Below are 25025 nucleotides of genomic sequence, written 5' to 3'. Positions count from 1 at the left end.
TATTCCGTTATCATGTAGCAAGATCATGTTATCAAAACACTTGTGTTAGCCACACCATGCTAGGAAAGCTATTAGATGGGCGTTACAAAGTTATCCAAGTTTTAAGTGCTGGAGGATTTGGAGAAACATACATTGTGGAAGACACCCGCCGACCGGGTAACCCGAAGTGTGTTCTCAAGCTGTTAAAACCTGCCACTTCTGATCCCAATTACTTGCAAATTGCCAGACGCCTGTTTAATAGCGAAGCAGAAATACTAGAGCAGTTGGGTAATCATGACCAAATTCCGCGTCTTTTGGCTTACTTTGAAGAAAATGAAGAATTTTGCTTGGTGCAAGAGTTAATTGTGGGACATCCACTCAGCGCGGAAATGCAACTTGGTAAATGTTGGCACGAAAGCCAAGTTATCCAGATGCTACAAGATGTTTTAGGAATTTTAGAGTTTGTTCATAGCTACGGAGTGATTCATCGCGATCTCAAGCCTGATAACTTAATTAGGCGAGACTCTGATGGCAAATTAGTGTTAATTGATTTCGGCGCGGTTAAACAGATGCAAACGCAAATAGCAGCATCACCTAGCCAAACAGCCGCTACTGTAGCTATTGGCACTCCTGGTTATATGCCAGCAGAACAGGCCCAAGGGAAACCACGCCACAACAGTGATATTTATGCCGTCGGGATGGTTGCTATCCAAGCCTTAACAGGAATGTCACCAAGACAATTACCCGAAAATCCAGAAACGGGTGAGATTGTCTGGCAAAACTATACACAGGTTTCGCTACGACTGGCAGATTTTGTGCAAAAGATGGTACGTTACCATTACCGCGATCGCTATCAGTCTGCTACAGAAGTCTTACAAGATCTGCGGGAATTAGTAAACTTTTCTGCACCGACTCAACCTTTAATTTCACCGCCTGTCAGCGCCTCTGCACCAACTCAACCAGTAAATTCCCCACCTGTAAGTAATTCCCCTACACAACCGCCAACAACTGCCATACCTGTTGGCGATCGTGGAGACGCCTTTCAACCAGCATCTCAAGTTACAGCCGTAAGTTCTCTTAATCAAGCACTATCTGTAATTAGATTTATACCTTTTGTAGGCGCGGCTGGATTATTTTTCTTTAAGTCAACTACCTGGATTGTTTTGTTAGGTGTTGGTCTGGCAGCTTTTGGCGCAGGGTTATTTTTTCTGCGTTCTTGGTATTCTAAGGTTGCACGAGACTATGACGCTGTCTTTGCTGTTATTTTCTGCATTTGTGGCATACTGCTGTTATTTCAAAATCAATATGTCAAGCCAGAAATCCAAATGAGTCAATTTTTATTAGCAGGAATCGGTATTTTCTCACTAGCAGAATGTATCCGCCTGCGAGGACTTAGGTAAAAAAGACCGATTGCATACTAAATTATGAAAAATTCAACCAATTTCATCGGCAGTATCTTAATACTTGCAGCAATGGCTTTATCTGCTGTCCCTTTTGTGAAACCTAAAATTTTTAAACGTCAAGATGTTTTGTTAATTATAGGCTTTTTAATTGCCGGAATAAATCTTCTACTGCAAGGCAAATATCTAGATGAATTACCGCAGTTTAGTTTAGTTTTGCTAGCAATTTCTGCTTTATTCTACACAGTTGAAAGTTTCAGATTGCGGTTGAGAAATCCGAAATAATCATCAGCCTTTATTAGTAAATATTAAATAGGGAGCATTACAAGCTGCTTTAATCCAGTCTACAATCTAAAGCGTAAAAAATGTCTATGCTTATTCTTCAGTCTTCTTCTTAAGCTAGACTTAAGAAAGTTATGAGGACGCGATCGTGGCTGACAAAAATCGTTCTCAATGGGACTTAGGCAGGTTCATTGAAACTTTGACATATTTTGAGGTCATTCCTTTCCTGAACTGGGTACAACAGTTAATCCAAGGTCGTCCCAAGGATGAGAAATATCAACCCAATGGAGGAAGAACTGTGGGTGCAATATTAGTAGCAGGTGCAACAGGTGGTTTAGGCAAACGCGTCGTGCAGCGATTATTAGAACGTGGTTATCAAGTGCGATCGCTTGTTCGTGACCTTGACAAAGCTAGGTCAATTTTGGGTAATGATGTTGACTTAGTAGTTGCAGATATTACTAAACCAGAAACTTTGACTTCTGTTGTTATGGCTAATATCCAAGCTGTAATATGTTGCACGGCAGTGCGAGTGCAACCAGTAGAAGGAGATACAGAAAATAGAGCTAAATATTATCAAGGCATCAAATTTTATCAACCAGAAATCGTTGGTGATACACCTGAAAATGTAGAATATCTAGGTGTAAAAAACTTGGTAGAAGCAGCAAAAAAATATCTCAATCAATCTCATGAAAAACTAATATTTGATTTTACCAAGCCATCAGATGAATTGCGGAATACCTGGGGAGCTTTGGATGATGTGGTTATGGGTGGCGTGAGTGCGAGTAATATACAATTTGTAGAAAATACAGCTTTGTTTGCTGGTAATGTTTCTACCGCCAACTCCGGAGGATTTGCTTCTGTTAGAACTAAAAATTTTGACCCAGCCTTCAATTTAGCTGGGTACGACGGTGTAGAACTACGCGTTAGAGGCGATGGTAAACGCTATAAATTATTTCTACGGACAGACGCGAAATGGGATGGACTTGGTTATAGTTATTCTTTTAACACCGTAGCTAATACCTGGATAGATGTTCGCATTCCTTTTGCCGAGTTAATTCCTGTATTTCGCGCCAAAATTGTCAATGATGCACCAGCAATCGACTCTAGCAGAGTTTGCTCATTGCAACTGATGTTAAGCAAATTTGAATATGATGGCGCATTAAATCCTCATTTTGCACCTGGTGGCTTCAGTTTGCAAGTGGAATCAATTAAAGCTTATGGTGGAGTAACTTTACCAAAGTTTGTATTAGTTAGTTCTGCGGGTGTAACTCGTCCCGGACGCCCAGGTCTTAATCTAGATGAAGAACCTCCAGCAGTCAAATTAAATGACCAATTGGGAGGAATTTTAACTTGGAAACTAAAGGGTGAAGATAGTTTAAGAGAAAGTGGAATTTCTTACACAATTATTCGACCTTGTGCTTTAACAGAGGAAATAGGCGGGAAAGAATTAATCTTGGAGCAAGGTGATAATATTAAAGGCAAAATCAGCCGTGAAGATGTTGCCGAAATCTGTGTGGAAGCGCTAGAACAACCAAAAGCTTGTAACCTCACATTTGAGGTGAAAGAGGGAGAAAATAGCAACAACCCTATCGATTGGCAGAGGCTATTTTCTAACTTAGAACATGATAAATAAATCCAGACACAGAGGAGAATTAAGATAAGAAAATTAAGGGAAGCGGGTAGATAGGAATTTTTTCATCTACCAACTTACCCAAAGGAGTAAATGATAATGTTTAAAATTAAAAGATTATTATTTGCCGGAATTTTTGCAATTGTTCTTTGGATGGGGCTATTATCGAATACCGCTTCATCACAACAAATAGAATCTCGGATTAATAATCTGGAAGCAGACTTGAATCGTGTTGAGTCGCAGTTAAGTCAGATACAGTCTCAACTAGGGCAAACCCGCCTGTCTCCATCGCCAAGAACCACACTTACCCCTCGACAGCCAACTGGCTCTAGAGGCAACGTATCACAAACAGAACGCGACCGCATGTTTGATCGCCTCGCAACTTTAGTGGTTGAACTGAAGCAACAAGTCAACAAATTAGAGACACGAGTCTCAAAGCTAGAGTCACGTTAAAGAATTTTATAGAGCAATACGGTTCAGTTATGGTGATAAGAGTTCTCATCTGTCGAACAAAAACCAAGATTTGGGGGATTATCCCCCAAACCCCCGATTGGGGGACGGTTGCGTCCCCCAAGCCCCCTCCAAAATAATTGTTCGGTTTTTTGTTTAGTAATTATTTGTGAACTTTGTTGTCAATGAATTTTCTTAACTGAACTGTATTGTTTTATAGAGAGGCTGGAGATGGACTCTGGCTTTATAGTCTTTCTAGATGCATGGCTGTCCTTGTATTTCAATCCTAAGCCTCACCTTACCGCCGTCCACGCTAATTTCTTCTAGCTCTTGTCCACATTCTATTTCGGGAAACTCATACCGCTGAACGATTCTTTGTTGTGTATTAGCAGAAATCGACATCCCGGTATATTTATAAATATCTTTTGCTGCATTTTCATAGGAGACATTCGCACTTGCTCTCAAGCAACATTGCTCTAAATAAGGACTTATTTTTTGATTTTTGTCTAGTTTTAACTTTCGTGCTTGTTTCTCACTGACTGGTAATTCTCCGAGAATACTTTTGATTGTTCTTACTCGGCCGGATGAAGTTCCTGTTGCTTCTTTGAGAAAAAAACCCCTAATTCTGGTGTAATGTATTCTAGAGTTTGCGCTCTAATTGTTTTTTCAATCCCGGCTAGACTCTCTAATTCTTCAGTCTCTGCTTCTTGATACAGAATTTTTGCTACGGCTTGAAGATGTTTAGTAAGAATTGATTTCTTCCTCACTGAACAGTATATGTTGCCTTAAATATTTTTACCGAGTTTCGTTACCAAACTTGAATCGATTCTATGGAGACTTGGATATCAATCATAGTAGTAAAGAAAACGGTCGTTTCTTTTACCTTTATAGTTGCAGTAAATCCTGGCTGAAATTTAAATAATTTTGTCTACAAGTCAGGGTGTTTTTTGAGCAACCTGTCTTGCCTACTGTTTGACCGGACTTTCGGTTATTTGCAAATAATGCTGGCTCAAACCGATGATTGTAGGTTGGTTGCAATTAATCCTGACTGAGGCGCAATTATAGTTGCAATTAATCCTGGTTTGTAAATGTCATGATTGCAGGTTTGAGCGATTAGCATTGCAGGTCGCTACAGTTAATAGTCTATTCATTTCAAAATGAGAATTGCTGCGTAATTTGCTGAATTAAGTGATCGCCAATCGCCTCTGGATTCAAAACTTCAACCGCTGCCTTGAGTTGAACGGCTGCTTTGGGCATTCCATAGACGACAGAGCTTTTTTCATCTTGGGCGATCGTATGCCAACCGCGAGATCGCAGTAGCCTAAGCCCTTCAGCGCCATCCTGTCCCATGCCTGTGAGTAATATAGCAATGGCTTTACGGTTCCAAAACTGAGCCAGACTTTTGAAAAACACATCGACTGAAGGACGGTAGGGGTAATCAACTGGGTCTTTCACATACTGCAATGTTAAGTCAGACCTGAGGCTGAGGTGATCATTAGTGCCTGCCACGAGGACAATGCCTTTTTCTAAGCGATCGCCCGTTATCGCTAATCGCACTGTCAGTGGGGTTTGCTGGTTTAGCCAATCTACTAGTCCACCAGAAAACTGCTGATCGACGTGTTGAACAATTGCAATCGCGGCTCCGAAGTTAGCTGGGAGGCGGGAAAGAATAGTGGCAAGTGCTTTGGGACCACCTGTAGAGGAGCCGATCGCTACTAGGGGAGGGTGTGAGGTATGGGTTGTGAGCTGGGGAGTGGATTTTGAAATTGTGGGATGGAGCGTTGCAGGCGGAGGGGATTTGCCAATTAACTTACTGAGGGTGGCAATTTTGGTCAGTAAAGATTGGGCGGCTTCGGGGCTGCCTTGAGTGCCTAAGACGGGTGTTTCTACGGCATCACGGGCACCATAGCCCATTGCCTCAAACACTTTTCCGGCATTCTTGCCCACACTGGCGGTGACAATTAAAATGGCGCAGGGAGACTGCTGCATAATTTGGCGAGTTGCTTCCACGCCATCGATACTTGGCATGAATAAGTCCATCAAAATTAAGTCAGGGGTGTCTTTAAGGCAACGGGCGATCGCCTCAGCACCATCTCTCGCAATCCAGGCAACGTCATAGCCAGGAACAGTTAACAACACCCGTTTGAGGGCTTCCACTGCCATAGCCATATCGTTGACGATTGCAATTCTCATCATGGGTGGAAATGTCTGCTAAACTTGGCTATATCTACTGTAAATGGCTTCGTCGAAAAAGAAGAACTTTTAACGCACCCTTAATTCTTTCGGCTCGTCACTCTGTTATTTACCAATCAGGTCTACGATTGCATTCACAAGCGTATCGTCGTGAAAGCTGCTTTTGGCAATGTAATAATCTGCGCCTGCTTCCATACCCTGAATGCGATCGTCTTCCTGATCGCGATAAGAGACGATAATGACGGGTAGCGAATGCAGTTTGGGATGCTCTTTGATTTGTTTGACGAGTTCAATGCCGTTCATCCGGGGCATATCAATATCGCTGACTACCAGATCGTAGTGATTGCTGCGAATGGCTGTCCAGGCATCCATTCCATTTACTGCAACATCGACATTGTAGCCGCGATTTTGCAGCAATTTACGAGTTGTCTCACGCACTGTAATGGAATCATCTACGACTAAAAGGCGTTTGCGATCGGAAGCTTTTTTCGCTTTATTCACATCAACGGGTCTAAGTTGACCACTGTTGAGCAGATTGTCAATTGAACGTACCAAATCAGATACATCTACAATCAAAACGGGTGAGCCATCGTCCATTAACGCCGAAGCGCTAATATCCCGCACTTTTCCCAAACGTGGATCAAGGGGACGCACCACTAAATCCCGTTCGCCTAAAAACTGGTCTACAACTAAACCATAGACATTCGATTGATCGCTAATCACAACCACACACAGTACTTCGTTTGCAGATGAAGGTTCTGGTCGTTCCAAAACATGATGAGCCACAATCAAACCAATATTGCGATCGTCTTTGGTGAAATACTGACGACCTTCTATGACGTAAATCTCAGATTGATTGAGTTTGACAATTTGATCAACCCGTGCCAGGGGAAAAGCGTAGGGTTCATCAGAGATCTCGACAATCAGGGTTCTGACAACAGATAGGGTGAGGGGAAGCTGGAAGTGGAAACTGGTGCCTTTGCCCGGTTGCGAGAGGGCGCGAATGGAACCGCCCACTTCTTGCACTATGCTCCTGGCAATATCTAGCCCCACTCCGCGCCCGGAGATTTCAGTTACCTGGTCTGCGGTCGAGAATCCCGGCAAGAACAGAAATTCGATGATTTCTGCTTCTGTGAGTTGGGTTGCGGTTTCGGGCGAGGTTAAGTGGCGATCAATAATCTTCTGCCGCAAATGCTCAAAATCGATTCCTTGACCATCATCCGACACGGTAATTGCCAGCATCCCGCCACGATGAAAGGCCTCTAAACGTACCGTTCCCTCAAAGGGTTTACCCGCAGCCGCACGGACTTCTGGAGCTTCAATGCCATGAGCGATCGCGTTGCGAATCATATGGGTCAGAGGTGCTTCCAGTTTTTTGAGGATGTCGCGATCAACCGGAGTGGATTGTCCAATGATTTCCAATTTGACTTGCTTATTTAAGCGTCGCGCCAGGTCGCGCACCATGCGGGGAAAGCTCTGTACACCGTCGATAAAGGGACGCATGTGAGAGGCGATCACTTCCCGGTAGAGGCGATCGCTCAAGTTCGTGGTACGGCGGGCATAGAGTTCTAGCTCACCCAAGCGATCGCTAAGAATTTCACGGCATTCCTGGGCCTTGCGGCGTGCCGTATCGATCGCTTGCTGCCTCTCTGCATCAATGGACGCTTGTGCCAATGTTGTGTGAATGGTTTCCAGCAGTTTGGCAAGCTCTAGTTGTCGAGATTTGAGGACGGTGAAGGAATCAGCAAAGGGTTGTAGCCAATTAGCTTCGACCAGCGATTCCCCTGCCAGTCCCATAATTCGATTCAAATTTTCAGCCGTGACGCGAACTACGCGATCGCTGGGTGTCGTCACCGTCTCCGCGACATTGGCTTGATCATCGCCAGGCTGATAATGACTTAGGGCTGAACGTTGCTCAACGGAGACAAGCGAAGAGGCTCGGCGTTCATTGAAATTGGCAGGGAGCAGCGCCGCAATCGTAGTCTGAGCACGCTCAAACTCCTCCGTCTTTTCAGCTAGCCAGTTCAATATCTCGGCTTCATGCACCTGACTGAGCGCTTGAAGCAGATCAACTCCCTGCAACAATTGGTCAATCTGGTTTGAATCGAGCTTAAAGATCTGGGTTTGCGCTGCTACGAAGTAATCTTCCATGCCGTGCGCCAGGTAAATCACGGGATCAAGGGAAACCATCCGCGCTGCACCTTTAATAGAATGGGCTGCCCGCATCAATGCTTCGATCGCCTCATCCGATTGTGGATTGGCTTCCAAGGCGAGCAATTCCTGATTCAAAATGGCAACCTGAGTCTCCACTTCCTGGCGAAATAGCTCCAGTATCGAATCATTGCTCATAGTCAGAACACCTTGTGGCTCAGTGTGTAAAACAACAGTTCAGCGTTCAAAAAATTTAGCTTTTGGTCTTGCCAGGTAATCACACCTTTTGTGTAGGCTTCTGCGGCTTTGGCAATCACCACTGGAGTTTCTTTAAACTCGCTCAGGTGAAAGCGGTAGATGCCATGCACTTCATCCACTGGAAAAACCCACTTGTTATCGTCTCGCCCTGCCACAATCATGCGCTGGGGATTGATTGAAGAGGCTTGAGTCGTGGTTGCCGCTTCCAAACCCAGTAAATCTTTGAGCGAGACACAGAGTAACGTTTCACCACGAATGTTGATCAACCCCAAAAACACGGCATTACTACGATGGGGCACAGAATGAATCACCTGGGGCGGTGTCACTTCTTGCAGAATATTAACGGGCAAAGCCAATCGTTCATTCCCAAGACGAAAGATAATCACAGACAGGGTATCGGCGGCGCGAACCAGCGTTCCTTCTCCCACTCCAACCTGTGCTTTAGACGCTTCTGATAAAATATTTGTCCATTCTTCGAGATAGTTGGATGGAGCATTTCGCTCTAGCAAACTGCGTCCTGCTGCCGAGTACACCTTGCAGTTGCGACAGTGAATTACCGTTTTCAGTTCACCACAGGAGCGATCGCCCATTACACCAATTTGATTCCAACAATCATTGAGCGTCGGATGGTCTAATCCAGATGCTTCCGGCAGAGATACTAGGTCATTGGTCATTCGTTGTTTGTTAGTTGTCATTTGTTGGTTGTTTCTAGCTGTAGACGTTTTTAGTTCGCTAGTTTTTGTTTATTTTCACTACGCTTTAGTTTTGAATATTGATAATCCAATGACTAATGGCTAGTGGCTCTTATGTCATTACCTTAAATCGAGCAATCTCTGCTTTTAATCCATGTGCAGCTTTATCTAATTGTTCTAATGCCTGATTAGTTTCGCGTAAGGAGTCTGCTGTTTGCTGAGAGCCTAAACTGAGTTGTTCCATTGCTTCACTGATCTGCTGTGCTCCTTGAGATTGTTCATCGACACTGTGGCTGACCCGTTCAAATCGAGGAGTTAATCCTTGTACTTGTTGAATCACTTGAGCAATTTGATCGCTAATGTTACTGACATCATTCACGCTTTCCACAACGGATTGATTGAACTTATTCATCTCGATTACCCCCGTTGCTACAGCAGATTGCATCTCCTTAATCATTTTTTCAATCTCCAGTGTGGCGACAGCGGTTTGATCGGCAAGACGACGAATTTCTCGTGCCACGACTGCAAAGCCTGCTCCATATTCTCCGGCTCTTTCGGCTTCCAGGGCAGCATTGAGGGAGAGGAGGTTGGTTTGGTCGGCGACCACTGTAATCGTAGTGACTACACGACTAATATTGTTAGCACGTTCGTGCATCACTTCCAGTTTGGCGGAAATCACTTGCGTCGCTTCTAACAACTGGCGCATGACCGTATCAATGTGATGCAGGTTGTTTTTACTGTTACCTGCTGCTATGGTGGTTTGTTCCGCCATTGCGGCAACCTGCTCCATTGTTTTCACCAGTTCTCTGGAAGTAGCAGCAATTTGATACGTGGTGGCGGTGACTTCATTGGTGGAAGCGACCTGCTCGGCAACGGTTGCTTCCAAGTTTCTGCCCGTTGCTGTGATTTGATCTGCCGATCGCGTGATTTGATTGCCTGATTGTTGAATCCGGTTGACCAGAGCATTCAGATCCGTATTCATGGTGTAGAAGGCGTTTTGCAATTCACCAATTTCATCTTGCTGGTCAGCTTGAGAAATTTGGCTGGTCAGGTCTCCAGCGGAAATTTTCTTGGCAATGTCAACCACTCCGGCAATTTTTGCGCCTAACGGTTTGGCGATCGTATTACTGAAGAAGATCCCAAACAAAATAGCCGTTCCAGGACCAATCAGAATTGCCACGAATGCCCAAAATCCCACTTGAGAGACATCTCTTGTGGAGATCCGTTCGGTTTCTGCTGCTAAATCCTCATTCATTTTCAGCAGCGATCGCAATGCCTCTGTTACGGCTGTAAACGGTTGCCGATTTGCTTCAACTTGCTGATCCAGCGCTTTATATGCCGCGATCGCCGCCGTGGAGGCTGCTCCTGCATTTTCAAACGGATTGAGAACACGCAGATTCTCAAACTGAAGGTTGACTCGCAAAAACTCTTCATGTGCCTGCTTCCAGGCATTCCATTTGTTCAAAAAGGTTTTGTATGCCTGCTTTTCGGCAGCCGTTTTGGAGGTCGCTTCGTATTGCTCAAAGCCCTCCTGAATTTGTTTCCAGGCATTGTCCATGCGATCGATTTCTGCCTGCCGTCCGTCCTGGTTTAAGGTGATGTCCAGCAAGCCGCGCTCAGAGGACTCGATCTGAGTTTGTCCTTCATTAATTTTCCACAGACCCGAAATGCTGGGGACATTGTTATTTGCCAGGGTGTCGATGTGTTTACTCAACCGAGAACTGCCGCTTAAACCCACCAGCGCCACAATCAGCACCAGAAGCCCCATGAAGATGAAAGCAAAAATCAGGCGTGCCTGCATAGATTGATTTTTGAACATCTTCGCTACCCCTTCTGACTGTCTGTTTCAACCGTTCTAAGTCTATATTGCAAGCGCTGAATTCGCTGTTGAATCATTTCTGCCCCAGCGATATCTCCCTGATGCTGCTTCAGCAATGCCAGGTGAATTAGGGCTTTATCAGAGTTCGGTTCTAAATAAACTGCCCGTCGAAAGCACTCTTGGGCTGCATTGTTCTGTTGGTCAACCTGATACAACTCGCCCAAAAGCAGATAAGCGGCGGCATCGGTGGGCTGGTTCACGAGATAAGCTTGACAGAGGGCGATCGCATCTGCCAACCGTCCGGCATCAGCTAATAGTTTCACCGTTTGTAAATCGAGTGTTTGTAAATCCAGCGATTGATTTGGGTATTCACTTCCTAACTCTGAGCAACGTTCAATTCGCTGTTCTTCAGTTTGAGGAGGAGCGTCAGGCAACAAACTTGTTTCAATCGTTCTTTGAGGAACTGCTAGTTGGGGCGATCGCGTTACTTCTAACTTGCGATAGGCAAACGTAAACGGCTGTCGGATCGAGCAATAATGATCTGCCACAATTTTTCCGGTTTCAGATGCCCCAACGAACAGCAATCCACCTGGAAGCAGCAGCCGATCGATCACGGCTAAAACCTTGGAACAGGCTTCTGGTTGCAGGTAAATCAGCAAATTGCGACAGAAAATGATGTCGTATTGCTTCTGAGTCAGCGCCAAGGAAGTCATGACATTTCCGGGTTGAAAGTTGACCAGGGTACGAATAGGCTGACAGAGTTCATACCCTTCAATGGTTTGTTGAAAGTAGCGCTCTCGACCCGTCCAGGCATCCCCACGAAACGAGTTTTTGGTGTAAACCGCTCGGTTGGCTTTAGCAATGGAACGGTGACTGATATCCATCGCATCGATCGCGAACTGCCTGGGCAATAACCCAGCTTCCAGGAGGGCGATCGCCATTGAGTAGGGTTCCTCCCCCGTCGAGCAAGGCACACTCAACAGTCGTAGTGTGTCACGATTCGGCTTCAATAGCCATTCAGAGGTGGCATAGGTTTTCAGGTATTCAAACGGTTTGCCATCTCGAAAAAACCAGGTTTCCGGGACGATTAATTGCTCAACCAGTTCCTCCAATTCGGTTGTGGAGGTTTGGAGCCGCGTCCAGTAGCGTTCCAAGTCCGGCATGCCACAATCCAGTCGTCGCCCTTCAATTGCCCTGGCAATCCGGTTAGCACCAATGATGTCAGGGTCTAAGCCAGTGGATTGGCGCAACTGTTGGACGATCGCAGAAAACACCATCAGCCTAAGCCGTTTTAAATCGAGTAATTTCTGATCGCATCCCATGTGCCGCCTCATCAAGCTGTCCGACGGCGTTGTTGGTCTCCCGCAGCGCATCCATTGTTTGCTGGGAAGCCTGGCTCAACTGGCTCATGGCTTCACTAATCTGTTGTGCACCTTGTGATTGCTCTTCAACCCTCTGGCTCACCTGCTCAAATCGGGGTGTCAGTCCCTGCATTTGCTGAATCACCTGAGTCACCTGATTGCTAATCTTGCTCACATCCGCAACGCTCTTGACCATTGACTGATTGAACTTGTCCATTTCCATCACCCCCGTTGAAACGGCGGATTGCATCTCCTTGATCATCTGAGCGATTTCTAAAGTGGCGACAGCAGTTTGATCGGCTAATCGGCGAATCTCTCGCGCCACAACGGCAAAGCCCGCTCCGTACTCTCCTGCTTTTTCAGCTTCGATCGCCGCATTTAGCGACAGCAGGTTAGTCTGGTCAGCAACCTTATTAATGGTGGTGACAACGCTGTTAATATTGTTGGCTTTTTCGTGCATCACACCCAGTTTGGTCGTGATAGCAGTCGTGGCATCGGATAACTGCCGCATCACCGCTTCCATCCGGTTCAGGTCATCCTGACTAGCACTCGCTGCTGTAGCCGTTGACTGTGCTGACCCTGCCACCTGATCCATAACTTTGACCAGTTCTTTAGAGGTGGCAGCAATTTGCTGAGAGGTGGCGCTGACTTCATAGGTGGACGCTAGCTGCTCGGCAACAGTGGCTTCTAGTTCCTTTCCGGCGGCAGCAATTTGTGTTGCAGAGGTACTGATTTGCACGCCTGATCGCTGCATTTGTTGAATCAAATCAAGCAGCTTTTTGTTCATGTAGTGAAAGGCAGTCATCAACTGTCCAATCTCACTACCGTCTTGCTTGGCTTCAAGTATTTGGCGCAGGTCTCCATCGGCAATCTGCTCGGCCGCCTGCACCACCTTTGGCAACTGGCGGCGGATGGGAAGGGCGATCCACAGAGCAAGCGCAATCGTTGCTGCAATCGTCAATAGGGTTCCTAGTACTACAACGACCGTTTCCAATGTCTTGGCTCTTTCACCTTCCTGGAGATTTTCATCCAGACGAGATTGGAGAATTTTCTGGGCGCGGGTACGGGCTTCCTCCAGTTTTGCCAGTCGGGGGATTTCGATTTGCTTTTTTGCCTCATCCAGCTTATTGGCATCGACGAGCGGATAAACGCCAGCGGCCACGCGATCGTACTCATCACCAAGCTGAATCATTTCATTGATCGCTTCTTTGGCTTGCGGATCGATAACCTGCGCCAAATCTTGCTTGTTTTGCAGCAAGTCTTTTCTGGCGCTCTCATAAGTGCCGCGATAGTACTGGTCTTGAGGATAGAGGGCATACCCGCGAATGCTGGCAATGATTCTGGAAACGGCATACGCATACTCACCCATATCCTTGATGTTTTCGCTCGTGCGCTGGGAGTCCCCCTGCACTTTGACCAAGTGGGCAGTACTAGAATACAAGATAGCTCCCAGAATAATCAGAAACAAAATTGGAATTGAGAAACCGAGAATGAGACGGTTGGTAATTTTATTCAACATAATCACTTAGTGTATTATCACTCAGCGTATTCACTGTTCAACAAGTCAGTATGGCGCTTATCGCTGAACAATTGTTCAAGCTGGACGCACTGGATCATTCGTTTCTCATCCACAATGATGCCGCTCAAGTACGGCGCTGCTTCTGCTCGAAGACTTGATCGCCGAATTTCGTCACTGGATATCGTTAAGGTTTCTGTCACCCGTTCTGCCATTAACCCTAAATATTGAACTGCTGAATTTGGCTGATCGCGTTTGACAATAATGATGCGCGTGCTCAGGTAGGCTCGGCTAGGAGTGTCCTGAATCAAATGGCATAGATCAATCACAGGTGCAATTATCCCCCGGTAGTTAAACAAACCTGCCACGTAATCGGGAACATGGTGAACTGTCCTCAAACTCACTCGTGGAATCACTTCAACTACATGGGAACTTTCGATCGCGTAAAGATCATTTCCTGTATAAAAAAGCAAAATTAACATTAAATAAATGTAATAAATGTAAGATTATCAATAGGTTAAATTATGGTAATGACATGCAATGAACTTAACCACTCCTCAATTCTTTAAGAAATTGGAAGATTTTTGCAGCAAAAGAATTTAAGCCAATTGGACATTGTTGTATTGCTTTATACCATAGAGCAATTCTTTGAGGTTTCCCAATCAATACACAGACCCTATAATACATAGGGCAACTCCATGAAGTCTAGTGTTTCATAAGCATAAGGCTATGACTTTTAGGCATGGTGAATGTTTTTAGCCCACGATCGCCGCGTGGGAGATGACGATCGCATTCAGGACAATAAACGAGATTGTCAACACCCGAAACAGTAGACGGCGATCAAACCACATAGCCTGTTTTCCTTGCCCCCTTTCGTTCATTAGTCTAGAAAGAACGGTTGCTAGTGCCGCCACAAAAATATAGACGATTGCCACAATATGAATTTGATCCACCAACGTCAAGCTCTCTGTGCGTCCCAAAACCGACTCTGGTGCTCGCATATTTACCAATGCAGCAAACAAACAGCCCACCAGTAAGCTGGTGCGGGCGCTTACTAAACTGGGCTGTCCCGTTTCATAGAAAAACGACAGCATAGCTACGGCAAACGCAACATATAGCCCCGCCGTTAGCTTAAAGAAACTGATGTATTTGACGCGCTGAATGGGGATAGAAACTGTCAGGCGAGAGTAGATCCCTTTCTTATTCATTAATTCTGGATCGCCAAATGTAGTCTGGTAAGCACTTTTTTCCTCTTGCAAGGTAAAGTCCGTAATCTTCCAGCCGCCGAGACTCATATCCTGTTGGTAGCCAGAATTTTTGAAGTCAGGGGTGTAAACAAATCCGTTCACATCCTGGATGCTTTCTTCTAGGACAATTTTCAACGTATGACGATCAAATGGGTAGTTCTGAATATTCCAGTTCTGATTCAACACCGCACTGACATCGCGCTGCGACCAGTAAACATCACCCTTTGTGGCAAACGATTCAGTTCGATTGGGCTTATTCTGCGTTTGATAATCCACTTCCTCAGACTCGATGGTGTCAATTACCTGCATACTCTCTAGGGGTTTCAGGTCTTTGGATGGGCAAACGCTCCAGACGCGAAAGTCAGCCCGGAATGATTTGTCGGCAAACTTGAAGTTGCGTAAGGAGGTCACGAAAATCCCGACTCGACAGGTTTTGGGGGATGTGATTGGTTCTGCTAAAGCAGAAGAAACCTGGGTAAATAGGCCGATACTCATTGCCAGCATCAAGATAGCAATCAGTAAACAAGCCCTTCGCAAAACCCAATCAGCCGACAATAATGGCATAGGCGATCGCAACTACATTAAACACAACAAAGGAACCCGTAAACAGGCGAAAGAAAATTTGCCGATCCAACCATTTTGCCTGCTGTTTCTGACCGCTTTCTGACATCAATCGCGAATAAACAGATATAAATCCAGCACCAAAAATATAGAGAATCGCAGCGATGTGAATTTGATCCACCAACGTTAAGTCTTCAGTACGACCGAGCACCGATTCTTGAACCCGCATATTCAACAGTGCAGCAAACAATGCACCAACATAAATCGCTCGTCTGGGACTCGTCAAATTCACCGTATCAGAATCATAGAAGAACGACAGCATCGCGACGGCAAACGCAATATATACGCCGATCGTTAGTTTAAAGAAGCTGAAAAATTTAACCCGCTTGATGTCAATTGCCGCAACGAGACGAGAGTAACTGTCCTGTGGAGCCGTGAGTTCTGGATCGCCAAAGGTTGACGCATAGGGAACCTTCTGTTCAACCAGTTTGAAGTGGGTAATCTCCCATCCGTCTAGATTCATATTGGGTTGGTAGCCAGAATTCTCAAAGTCAGGTGTATAAACAAACTGCGAAGCGTTTTTGGTGGGTTCCTCCAGGGCAATAGTCAGGGTGTGGCGATCAAAGGGAAAATTACTCACATCCCACCTCTGGTACAGCGTCGCCCGAATCTTTCGCTCCGACCAATATACATTATTCTTCGGGTAAAACCACTTGGGCAGATCCTTTCGAGGTAGCGTACTGTCAAATGCCGCTTTAAAATTGTGAAAGTCCTCCACATTGAGCACCTTCATGCTTGTCAGCGGCTGCAATTCCTCAGAAGGGCAAACACTCCACACATAAAAATCAGAACTGAATTGTTTCTCTGGTAAATTCAAATCCCGCAGTGCCGCGATATAAATCCCAACTCGACAGGTTTGGGGCGATGACACGGTCGCTGCGAATGCCCCGGATGCTCCAACCCATAACCATACCAGGATCATCAGCACTAGCCCGCTCAACAGCCGACCAGCGAGTTGCAGCAGAAATTTCAGGTCAGATGACATACATATTTTGATGCTCGAATTAGTTTGCTGCTATGCTCGCACATAGTGTCTGGGTCACAGTGCGTGGGGGCTAGGTCGAAGAGTGTCACCTGCTCCGGCGGTTTGCTCTCTCTCACCCGTTGCTGATAGTCCAAAATCTGGGCTTTCCACTTCAGCAGGGCATCAGCACTGATCACCAATGTCTCTGCTCTAAGTGCTGGTTTGGGTTTCACGTCTGGAAATAGGTTTAGTTGGTTGGGTTCCAAGTGATGTTTCCTGTATTTGACCAGAGCCATAATAAAGCATCATCGGCAGGTGCGATCGCTTTCCAAGCTTAGTCTTTATTCTTGAGTTCAAGTAGAATCTTACTCTGGTCTTTTTAGCCACACAAAGCATCAGCAGTATTGAACAATCATTCGCTGATGTCTCTGGTTGAAAGCTGAAATATACTGACTTTCCACATTCAGTACACCTAATAAGTGCTTATCTTTGTCTAGAAGTGCTGAATATCTCTTAGTTCTGGGTCTGGTTCCAGGTAATGTTTGGCCAAATTAGCCCATACTGCTCCAGTGCCAGGATGTTTTGACAGACTGCTTCTAGAATATCTTCCAGCTTAAACAGTTTTGAGGTAGCTCGTTCTACCTGGTCTAAGCAAGCAACAAATACATGAGTAAGGGCGTACAGCTAGCTGTGCACCCCTATAAATGAATGAGATGTTGCAAAGATTGTTTGATTTGGTAGAAATTTTTAATACCAAGTTGCAATCAAAAGTAGTATCTGTTACTGCGATCGCAGAAAAGCAATCTCATTACCAGACTTATCTTACGGCTACAGCTCGCGCCATTTCCTCCTCAATCTTGAGCGTTGATTCTGCATCTACTTTGTTCAAGCAATTCCGCAATTTCTCCGCAACTACTTGTACATGAGGTTCATGCATAACAGAGGTGTGAGCACCAGGAACGTAATGAATTTCTACTCCAGCAGCTAGCTTATCCCAGCCCCATAGGGGGTCGATATCTAACCCTTCATTTTGTTCACTAGTTCGCAAAAGAGTCAATTTACCAGGATAGATTGATGGTACATAGTTCTTACGAGCTTGATCGTTAGCCAAAGCTACATCCAAAAGTCTCAGTTCTGCAAGTGAGCGTTTAATATAACGTAGGTAGAACCTATTTAAACTGCTCGCCTTTCCTATCTCTAGATGCCAAGCTACCCTTGCCCATACATAATTGAGTTGTTCTTTAATATTCAGATTCAAAAGTTTCCGAGCATGAAAAAACAGAGAATTATCAGAGTTAGCAACTGGTCTAGAATAACCGGGAGCTGACATATCAAAGATAGCCAGCAGAGCAATTTGTTCACCCTGTGCTTTTAGTTGTTGGGCAATTTCAAAAGTTATCAAACCGCCTAAAGAATAGCCACCAAGATAATAGGGCCCATGAGGTTGAACCTGACGAATTTCTTGAATGTAGTTAGCGGCCATTTCTGTTAAGGAAGTTACCGCTGCTTGTTGCGGATTAATTCCCCGTGCTTGTAGTCCATAAATTGGTTGTTCTGAGTCTAAATAACGTGCTAAATCTCGATAAAAGAGGACATTACCCCAAATTGCATGAGTTAAAAATATAGGTGGTTTAGAACCATTGGGTTTAATTGCTACCAGGGATGACCAAGTATCTAATGATTTTTTCTGTTTCTGATTTTCTTCTGGGCTAATTATTTGAGCTAAAGCTTCAATAGTTGCTGATTGGAAAAGACTCGCCAAAGGTAAATGTTTACTAAATGTCTGCTCAATTTGCCAAAATAGTTTGACTGCTAGTAGCGAATGTCCGCCTAGTTCAAAGAAATTATCTCTAACGCCAATAGATTCGACACCTAAAACTTGTTGCCAAATTTGTACAAGCTGACGTTCTACTTGATTGCGAGGTGCAACAAAGGTAGCTTCTAGTTCCTGTCTAGATAATTCCGGTGCTGGGAGGGCACAGCGGTCTACTTTACCGTTCGGGGTGAGAGGTAAAGTGCCTAGTAAGACAAAAACTGAAGGTATCATATACTGTGGCAGCTTGGTAGAAAGAAAGCGCCGCACATCGCTGATGCTGGGTGCTGTATCTTTTGGAGTAATATAAGCCACTAAGCGTTTGTCACCTGGAACATCTTCACGGGCAATGACTACAGCTTGGAACACATTTGGATGTTGAGTTAATACGCTCTCAATTTCCCCTGGTTCAATGCGTATCCCTCGGAGCTTGATTTGATGATCTTGACGACCGAGAATTTCTAGTAAGCCATCTGGACGATAGCGGCCGCGATCGCCTGTATAGTAAAGCCAATCTTGTTCGTCATTGCCAAAGGGATTTTTGACAAACCGAGCCAGATTTTCTGCGGTAGCGTTGATGTATCCCTTACTGCGAAATGGCGTCCGGATCACAATCTCGCCCAACTCACCAATACCGCAAATTTGATTATGGGAAGTAAACACTAATGCTTGGGTTTGGGGTAGCGGTAATCCGATGGGCTGGACTCCTGGTGTTGGTTCATCAGGCACTTGGTAATAGCACTTCGCGAGAGTTGTTTCTGTTGGCCCGTAAAGATTGATAATTTCCCCTGACGTTGGGAATGCTTTGCGCCATTGCTGTACAAGTGTCTGTTTGAGTGGTTCTCCCGCAAAGAACAACCAGCGTAAGTTTTGTAACGAGACATCTTCTGGAACATTAACTAACCAAGATTGCGCATAGGAAGGGACTGTGTGCAGTACAGAAATTTGCTCTTGTTCCAAGAAATGTAGAGTTTTCGTTGGTTCTAAGTTATCCCCTGCTTCAGGTAGACACAAGGTAGCACCACTAATTAAAGGTAAGAAGATATCTCTAAGGACAACATCAAAAGAAAGTCCAGTCAATTGAGCAACTCGGTCTTGCTGCCCAATGTTAAAAGTCTGCCGTTGCCAAGTGAGAAAATGTGCCAGTCCTTTATGACACCCCAACACACCCTTGGGAATACCTGTAGTGCCGGATGTAAAGAAGATATAAGCGGCATCATCTGCTTGGATTTGTGGTAGTTCAATAATTTGATTGCCATTTTGGGGCAGATTTATGACTGCTCCCGTCTGTGAATCCACAGAGATGACGCTCAGAGATTGCCATAACTCGCTAGCTTCTGGATACTCACCATCAATGTAGATGAGATATTTCGCTTTTGCCGCTTGCAGCATGAGTTCTTGGCGATAGCTGGGCAGTTGCGGATCGATAGTTAAAAGCACACCGCCACTCAAGAGGACACCGATTGTAGTGGCAATCAGCCCAAAGCTTTTTGTTCCGAAGACGGCGACTACATCTCCTGGCTTGGCTCCAGTTGATAGCATTGCCCTGGCGAGAGTTGTAGCGCGATCGCCTAATTCTTGATAACTCCAATTGCTAGAGCCTTGACGCAGCGCTGTCTGTTCTGGATTTCTATCAACCCAAAAAGTAAATGCTGTTGTGACTAATTCGTAATCTGGCTGTGGCAAAGTTGCACTTGGTTGTGGCAACACAGATTGCGATGCTGGTGTCACCAGAGAATAGGAACTGATTGGCTGCTGGGGAACTGCAACTATCTGACTTAGTAAATGCTGAAATTGATGCAACATTTCCTGCATCCGTTCTGCATTAAACAAGTCAGCATTGTAAACTAGTTCCAATCGAATTTCCTGTTGTTCGAGGACATACAGAGTTAAATCAAACTTGGAAGGAGCTTCCACTAAAGAAACAGGTTCAACCACCAACCCAGGTAGTTCCACTTCCATATCCCCTAAGTTGAGCATATTAAACCACACTTGGAATAGGGGGTTGCGGCTGGTATCCCGTTCTACATGGAGTTCTTCTACTAATTTCTCAAAGGGCATGTCTTGGTGCGCATAAGCTCCTAATGCTACTTCCCGAACTTGAGCTAGTAGGTCAGCAAAACTGGGGTTATCAGCAAATTGAGTCCGCAAGACAACTGTATTGATAAAAAATCCAATTAACTCTTCAATTTCTGCACGGTTGCGACCAGCAATTGGCGAACCAATGAGAATGTCTTCTTGTCCAGTGTAACGATGCAGTAGAGTACCAAAAGCCGCCAATAGAGTCATGAACAAAGTCACACCTTGTTGACGCGACAAGGCAGTGAGCGATGCACTTAGAGTTGAGGATAAACTCAACGATTGGCTCGCCCCTCGATAGGTTTGGATGGGAGCGCGCGGTCGGTCGGCGGGTAATTCTAAGACAGTGGACGCACCTGCTAGTTGATTTTTCCAGTAGTCTAGCTCTGCTTCCAGCAGCATCCCAGATAAATATTGACGTTGCCAAACAGCAAAATCGGCATATTGGATTGGCAGAGGCGTTAAAGGCGAAGGTTTACCCTCCAAAAATGCTTCGTAAAGTACTGCTAACTGCTGCCAGAAAATGTCTGTAGACCAGCCATCAGAGGCGATATGATGCATGGCTAACATCAAGATATGCTCCTCTGTGTCAATCTGCACCAAGGTAGCACGCACCATTAGATCTGATGCCAAGTTGAAGGGACGTTGTGCTTCTTGATTAAGAATTTGTTGTATTGGTTGAGGATGCGATCGCAAGTCAATAAGTTTGAGTTCGACTGGCCGGGGTGGGTTAATTACTTGGATGGGACTACCATCACTAGCAAGGATAAAAGTAGTTCTGAGGGCTTCGTGCTGGGTAACGATCGCATCTAAACATTGTTGCAAAATGCCAACGTTCAGTTTACCTTGCAAGCGCTGGGCATCAGTAATGATATACGCCGAGCTGTTTGGTTCTAGTTGCTCTAAAAACCAGACTCGTTGTTGCGCAAAAGATAGGGGAATTGATTCGCGGTTCGCCAGTTGGGGAATTGGCTGGTGGTTTTGGTCATCGCCTGTTTGCAACTGGGCGATCGCTTGTGCCAACTCTGCGATGGTAGGATTGCTAAACAGCGATCGCAAGGATATTTCTACACAGAAGGCTTGCCGGACGCGGGAAATAACTTGAGTTGCGAGCAGTGAATGTCCACCCAACTCAAAGAAGTTGTCATCAATCCCCACTTGTTCGAGTTGTAAAACCTGCGTCCAAATCTCGGCTAATTTTTGTTCAACTGGATTTCGCGGAGCTACAAAGGCTTCTGCTACCACAACTTTAGCTTGTTGTGGTGTAGGTAGCGCCCGACGGTCGATTTTGCCATTGGGGGTGAGCGGAAACTTATCCATCACCACAAAGGCGTTGGGCACCATATATTCGGGCAGCTTTTCTTTGAGGAAAGTTCTGAGTTGGCGAATCAGAGCCGAATCACTCTCATCTTGGTTTGAGATGCGTTCTGTAGCTGTGACAATGTAAGCAACTAAGCTTTTACTACCTGAGTTGTCCTCTGTTGCTAACACTACAGCTGCTCTGATAGTAGGATGTTGACTCAGGGCTGCTTCTATATCTCCTAACTCAATCCGAAAACCACGAATTTTAACTTGATTGTCAATTCGCCCAATTAATTCAATGTTGCCATCTGGTAGATAACGCGCTAAATCTCCAGTACGATATAGATGATTACCAGATTCTTCACTAAAAGGGTTATCGATAAATTTTTCGTTGGTCAATTCTGGTCTGTTGAGATAGCCTCGTGCCAAACCAACTCCCCCAATCAGTAACTCTCCCGCTTCTCCAATCGGAACTAAGTTAATTAATTGTTCTTTGCCTTCTCCACTCTGGTTAATTAAGTAAATTTGGGTATTCGCAATTGGTTTCCCAACCAAAATCGGAGCTTCTCCAGGTTCTACCCGATAAACGGTTGACCAGATGGTTGTCTCGGTAGGACCGTACATATTCCAGACCTCAGCACTGCGAGACAGAAGTTGATTAGCTAAGCTTCTGGTCATGGCTTCGCCGCCACAAAGAATTTTTAACTGTTGATTGCCTTGCCAACCTGCTGCTATTAGCATTCGCCAAGTAGCAGGAGTCGCTTGCATTACTGTCGCCCCAGATTCTGCCAGCAGTTTGATTAACTGATTTCCATCGGCAGCTTTTTCTTGGCTTACTATGGCAACCTTGGCTCCAACTGTGATAGGTAAGAAAAGTTCTAAAACTGCTATGTCAAAAGAGATGGTTGTTACTGCCAATAAAATATCTTCAGCCGTAAACCCTGGCTGTTGTTTCATCGAAGCTAAGAAATTAACCACTGCTTGATGAATAATTTGTACACCTTTCGGTTTTCCAGTAGAACCAGATGTGTAAATGGTGTACGCCAAATTGGCAGGTGTGACTTTGCTATTTAGATTCTCTTGACTTTCTTGAGTAATTGTTTGCCAATCACTATCTAAGCAAACTACTTGGGCTTGATGAGATGGCAAGCGAGAAAGTAGTTCTGTTTGAGTTAAGAGTATTGGCAATTGTGAATCTTCCAGCATTAAAGCTAAACGCTCTTGAGGATAGGCTGGATCTAATGGCACATAGGCTCCACCCGCCTTGAGTATAGCCAATAGCCCCACAATCATTTCCAAGGAGCGTTCCATACAGATACCAACTAGTACTTCTGAAGCGACTCCTTGGTTCTGTAGGTAATGTGCCAGTTGATTGGCTCTAATATTTAGCTCAGAGTAAGTCAATTTCTGGTCTGCAAACACCACTGCTACGGCATCAGGTGTGCGCTGTACTTGTGCTTCAAATAACTCATGAATACATTGTTCGGGATACTCAAATTTTGTGTTATTCCACTTCAACAAAAGCTCATGTTGTGCGATCGCAGCGTTATTTTCCAAAAAATTTACTATCATATTTTGCATCCATATCAACTTGTTTTTTCTGACTGTGTATTTCTTGCACCCACAAATTTATCTACCGGACTCATCATTTACAGGACTTACGCAAAATTATGAAAAAACCTAGATGCAAAGACGTTCCCCTTTCCTGGCTAGGGTGCCACATAGACACTTTTGATGTTGGGCGTTCGCCCTACAGCCCTTCGGGCATCCTACGGCGGGCGTTGCCGAAGCCTAGCCCTGCTCGCAAGGTAGGAAACAAAGGAATAAAACTTTCAGCGAGTTATTGCGCAAGTCTTAATCTAATAAGTATTTGTCCAAAATTTCATTATTTGCGATGATGCAAATAATGAAATTTTGTGTTGATTCTTATGCTTTTGAGAAAAAAACTAAATTGTAAAGCTTCTTAATTAAGCGCGTTATAGAAACCTAATCATTTCCATTTGCAGCAACCAATCTTTGGAGATGATCCTACCCTATTCAGATTATAACTACTAGACACTTTGCTGCTTGTCTCAGGAGACTAATCTTTGAAACAGACGCATTTTGCTTTGAATAAAAAATAATCTTGATGGCGGCATCTATTCGCTCTTTGAATCGGTATAATGGTTTTAGATATAATTGATTTTGTTAAATATGCCATAATACCATCCTCTAAAAAATAGAGTAGAACGAGGATAATGTTATGGCATTTAGTTAATTTTATGATTCTAACTAAAGGAATATTCTTTTTAGCCTATATCAATAAATATAGTCGTTAATTATTGAAATGATAAATTTTAATAGTAATAAATGTTACATTGTTTATTTAACAGAATTATACTGAACTTCCCCTTGCAAATGTAATTATATAGGCTCAAAACCTATCATCATCATGGTTTCAGTTGTTGAGGTACAATTAATTGTGTAGTAATATAAATTATTCCTGGCTGTAAACATTACCTAAGGTTGTCGTAGGCGTCGCCAATCATAGGGAATTTACAACGCTCTGAGCCATTGCAAAAACACTTATTGCTTAGACATGGGTTATTATTTTTAAGTCAAAAATTGTAACCTTTAATTTCTAAAAAAAATTAGAATTTTAAGTTGATTAATCTAGAAAAAGTCCAGTTTAAAAAATAAACAGTGGCAAATTATTGCACGATTGTAACCTCTGGCAAAATTTACCACATTTAGAACGATGCGATCGCTGTCTTAAAAAACTAAACACAGATCGCAAAAAAGCTTGCCCAACAAATTTTGGTGCTCATAGTGTAATTATTCCCAGCAGTCAAGTTAATTGCTGTTTAATACTATCCTTGCAACTCCAGCAAAGAAATCTCCTCAGGATTCCCAATCAGATGCCAAAAGAGTGCGATTTCGCCGACACTATTGGCGATCATGTCCAATTCTTCTGGTGTTGCGTCGTTGTCCATTTTCGCTAAGAAGTTTTTGGCAGCAAGGATAGTGTTTTGACGTATCAATGTTTTTTGTTGTGATTGTCCAGCCATTTTTTCGACTTTAGAGCAATACATCTATATTTGGTTTCTAGAATGACAAAAACGGTGTTTAGCCACATCAATCCTAAGAATAGTATCTATCGATTTCAGCCTTTTGAATTTCAGTAATACTCCTAATAAATAGTCTCAACGTCTCTCAAGATAAGCGATCGCGTAGTTCCATTTCAAGTAGTCAAAGGAAGAATTGCTTTAAGCACAAAGTCAGAGCTTGT

General features: G+C 44.4%; 15 protein-coding genes and 1 pseudogene. 4 read left to right on the top strand and 12 right to left on the bottom strand.

Features of this window, described 5'->3' with window-relative positions; all coding sequences use genetic code 11:
• Positions 1–56: 56 nt before the first annotated feature.
• The 4 genes from BV375_RS32110 to BV375_RS32095 all read left to right on the top strand — a co-directional run bounded on the left by BV375_RS32110 (position 57) and on the right by BV375_RS32095 (position 3744).
• On the top strand, positions 57–1379 hold the full coding sequence (locus BV375_RS32110) for a Ycf66 family protein (RefSeq protein ID WP_086768089.1): 1323 nt from the start codon (positions 57–59) through the stop codon (positions 1377–1379).
• Between the two features lie 24 nt (positions 1380–1403).
• Positions 1404–1664: a Ycf66 family protein gene (locus BV375_RS32105; RefSeq protein ID WP_243714117.1), complete on the top strand. Its 261-nt coding sequence runs from the start codon at positions 1404–1406 to the stop codon at positions 1662–1664.
• A gap of 145 nt (positions 1665–1809) precedes the next feature.
• On the top strand, positions 1810–3294 hold the full coding sequence (locus BV375_RS32100; RefSeq protein ID WP_086768085.1) for a CIA30 family protein: 1485 nt from the start codon (positions 1810–1812) through the stop codon (positions 3292–3294).
• A gap of 96 nt (positions 3295–3390) precedes the next feature.
• A complete protein-coding gene (locus BV375_RS32095; RefSeq protein ID WP_086768083.1) occupies positions 3391–3744 on the top strand; it encodes a hypothetical protein in 354 nt (117 codons plus the stop codon).
• A gap of 255 nt (positions 3745–3999) precedes the next feature.
• Here BV375_RS32095 and BV375_RS38475 read toward each other — a convergent pair.
• The 12 genes and pseudogenes from BV375_RS38475 to BV375_RS32025 all read right to left on the bottom strand — a co-directional run.
• A pseudogene (locus BV375_RS38475) lies at positions 4000–4508 on the bottom strand (ISKra4 family transposase); the annotation flags it as partial.
• A gap of 385 nt (positions 4509–4893) precedes the next feature.
• Positions 4894–5937, bottom strand: coding sequence for a chemotaxis response regulator protein-glutamate methylesterase (locus BV375_RS32080; protein ID WP_339376772.1), 1044 nt, complete (start codon positions 5935–5937; stop codon positions 4894–4896).
• Positions 5938–6039: 102 nt separating this feature from the next.
• Entirely contained in the window at positions 6040–8283 is a 2244-nt protein-coding gene (locus BV375_RS32075) for a hybrid sensor histidine kinase/response regulator (RefSeq protein WP_243714116.1), read from the bottom strand.
• A gap of 2 nt (positions 8284–8285) precedes the next feature.
• Positions 8286–9038, bottom strand: coding sequence for a chemotaxis protein CheW (locus tag BV375_RS32070; protein WP_243714115.1), 753 nt, complete (start codon positions 9036–9038; stop codon positions 8286–8288).
• A gap of 109 nt (positions 9039–9147) precedes the next feature.
• Positions 9148–10854, bottom strand: a complete 1707-nt coding sequence (locus BV375_RS32065) for a methyl-accepting chemotaxis protein (RefSeq protein WP_086768073.1) — start codon at positions 10852–10854, stop codon at positions 9148–9150.
• Positions 10855–10859: 5 nt separating this feature from the next.
• On the bottom strand, positions 10860–12176 hold the full coding sequence (locus BV375_RS32060) for a protein-glutamate O-methyltransferase CheR (protein WP_243714114.1): 1317 nt from the start codon (positions 12174–12176) through the stop codon (positions 10860–10862).
• Positions 12136–13734: a methyl-accepting chemotaxis protein gene (locus BV375_RS32055; RefSeq protein WP_086768069.1), complete on the bottom strand. Its 1599-nt coding sequence runs from the start codon at positions 13732–13734 to the stop codon at positions 12136–12138. The genes BV375_RS32060 and BV375_RS32055 overlap by 41 nt, the downstream gene beginning before the upstream one ends.
• A 17-nt stretch (positions 13735–13751) precedes the next feature.
• Positions 13752–14213, bottom strand: a complete 462-nt coding sequence (locus BV375_RS32050; protein ID WP_086768067.1) for a chemotaxis protein CheW — start codon at positions 14211–14213, stop codon at positions 13752–13754.
• Between the two features lie 273 nt (positions 14214–14486).
• On the bottom strand, positions 14487–15542 hold the full coding sequence (locus BV375_RS32045) for a hypothetical protein (protein WP_143842279.1): 1056 nt from the start codon (positions 15540–15542) through the stop codon (positions 14487–14489).
• Positions 15523–16584: a hypothetical protein gene (locus BV375_RS32040; protein WP_086768063.1), complete on the bottom strand. Its 1062-nt coding sequence runs from the start codon at positions 16582–16584 to the stop codon at positions 15523–15525. The genes BV375_RS32045 and BV375_RS32040 overlap by 20 nt, the downstream gene beginning before the upstream one ends.
• A gap of 796 nt (positions 16585–17380) precedes the next feature.
• On the bottom strand, positions 17381–23329 hold the full coding sequence (locus tag BV375_RS32030) for a non-ribosomal peptide synthetase (RefSeq protein ID WP_166507584.1): 5949 nt from the start codon (positions 23327–23329) through the stop codon (positions 17381–17383).
• A gap of 1277 nt (positions 23330–24606) precedes the next feature.
• Positions 24607–24804, bottom strand: a complete 198-nt coding sequence (locus BV375_RS32025) for a hypothetical protein (protein ID WP_086768056.1) — start codon at positions 24802–24804, stop codon at positions 24607–24609.
• Positions 24805–25025 lie beyond the last annotated feature (221 nt).

It is taken from the genome of Nostoc sp. 106C, assembly GCF_002154725.1.
Taxonomy (GTDB): Bacteria; Cyanobacteriota; Cyanobacteriia; order Cyanobacteriales; family Nostocaceae; genus Aulosira.
Note: the sequence above shows the minus strand (reverse complement) of the source record. Positions and strands in the feature narration are given on the sequence as shown.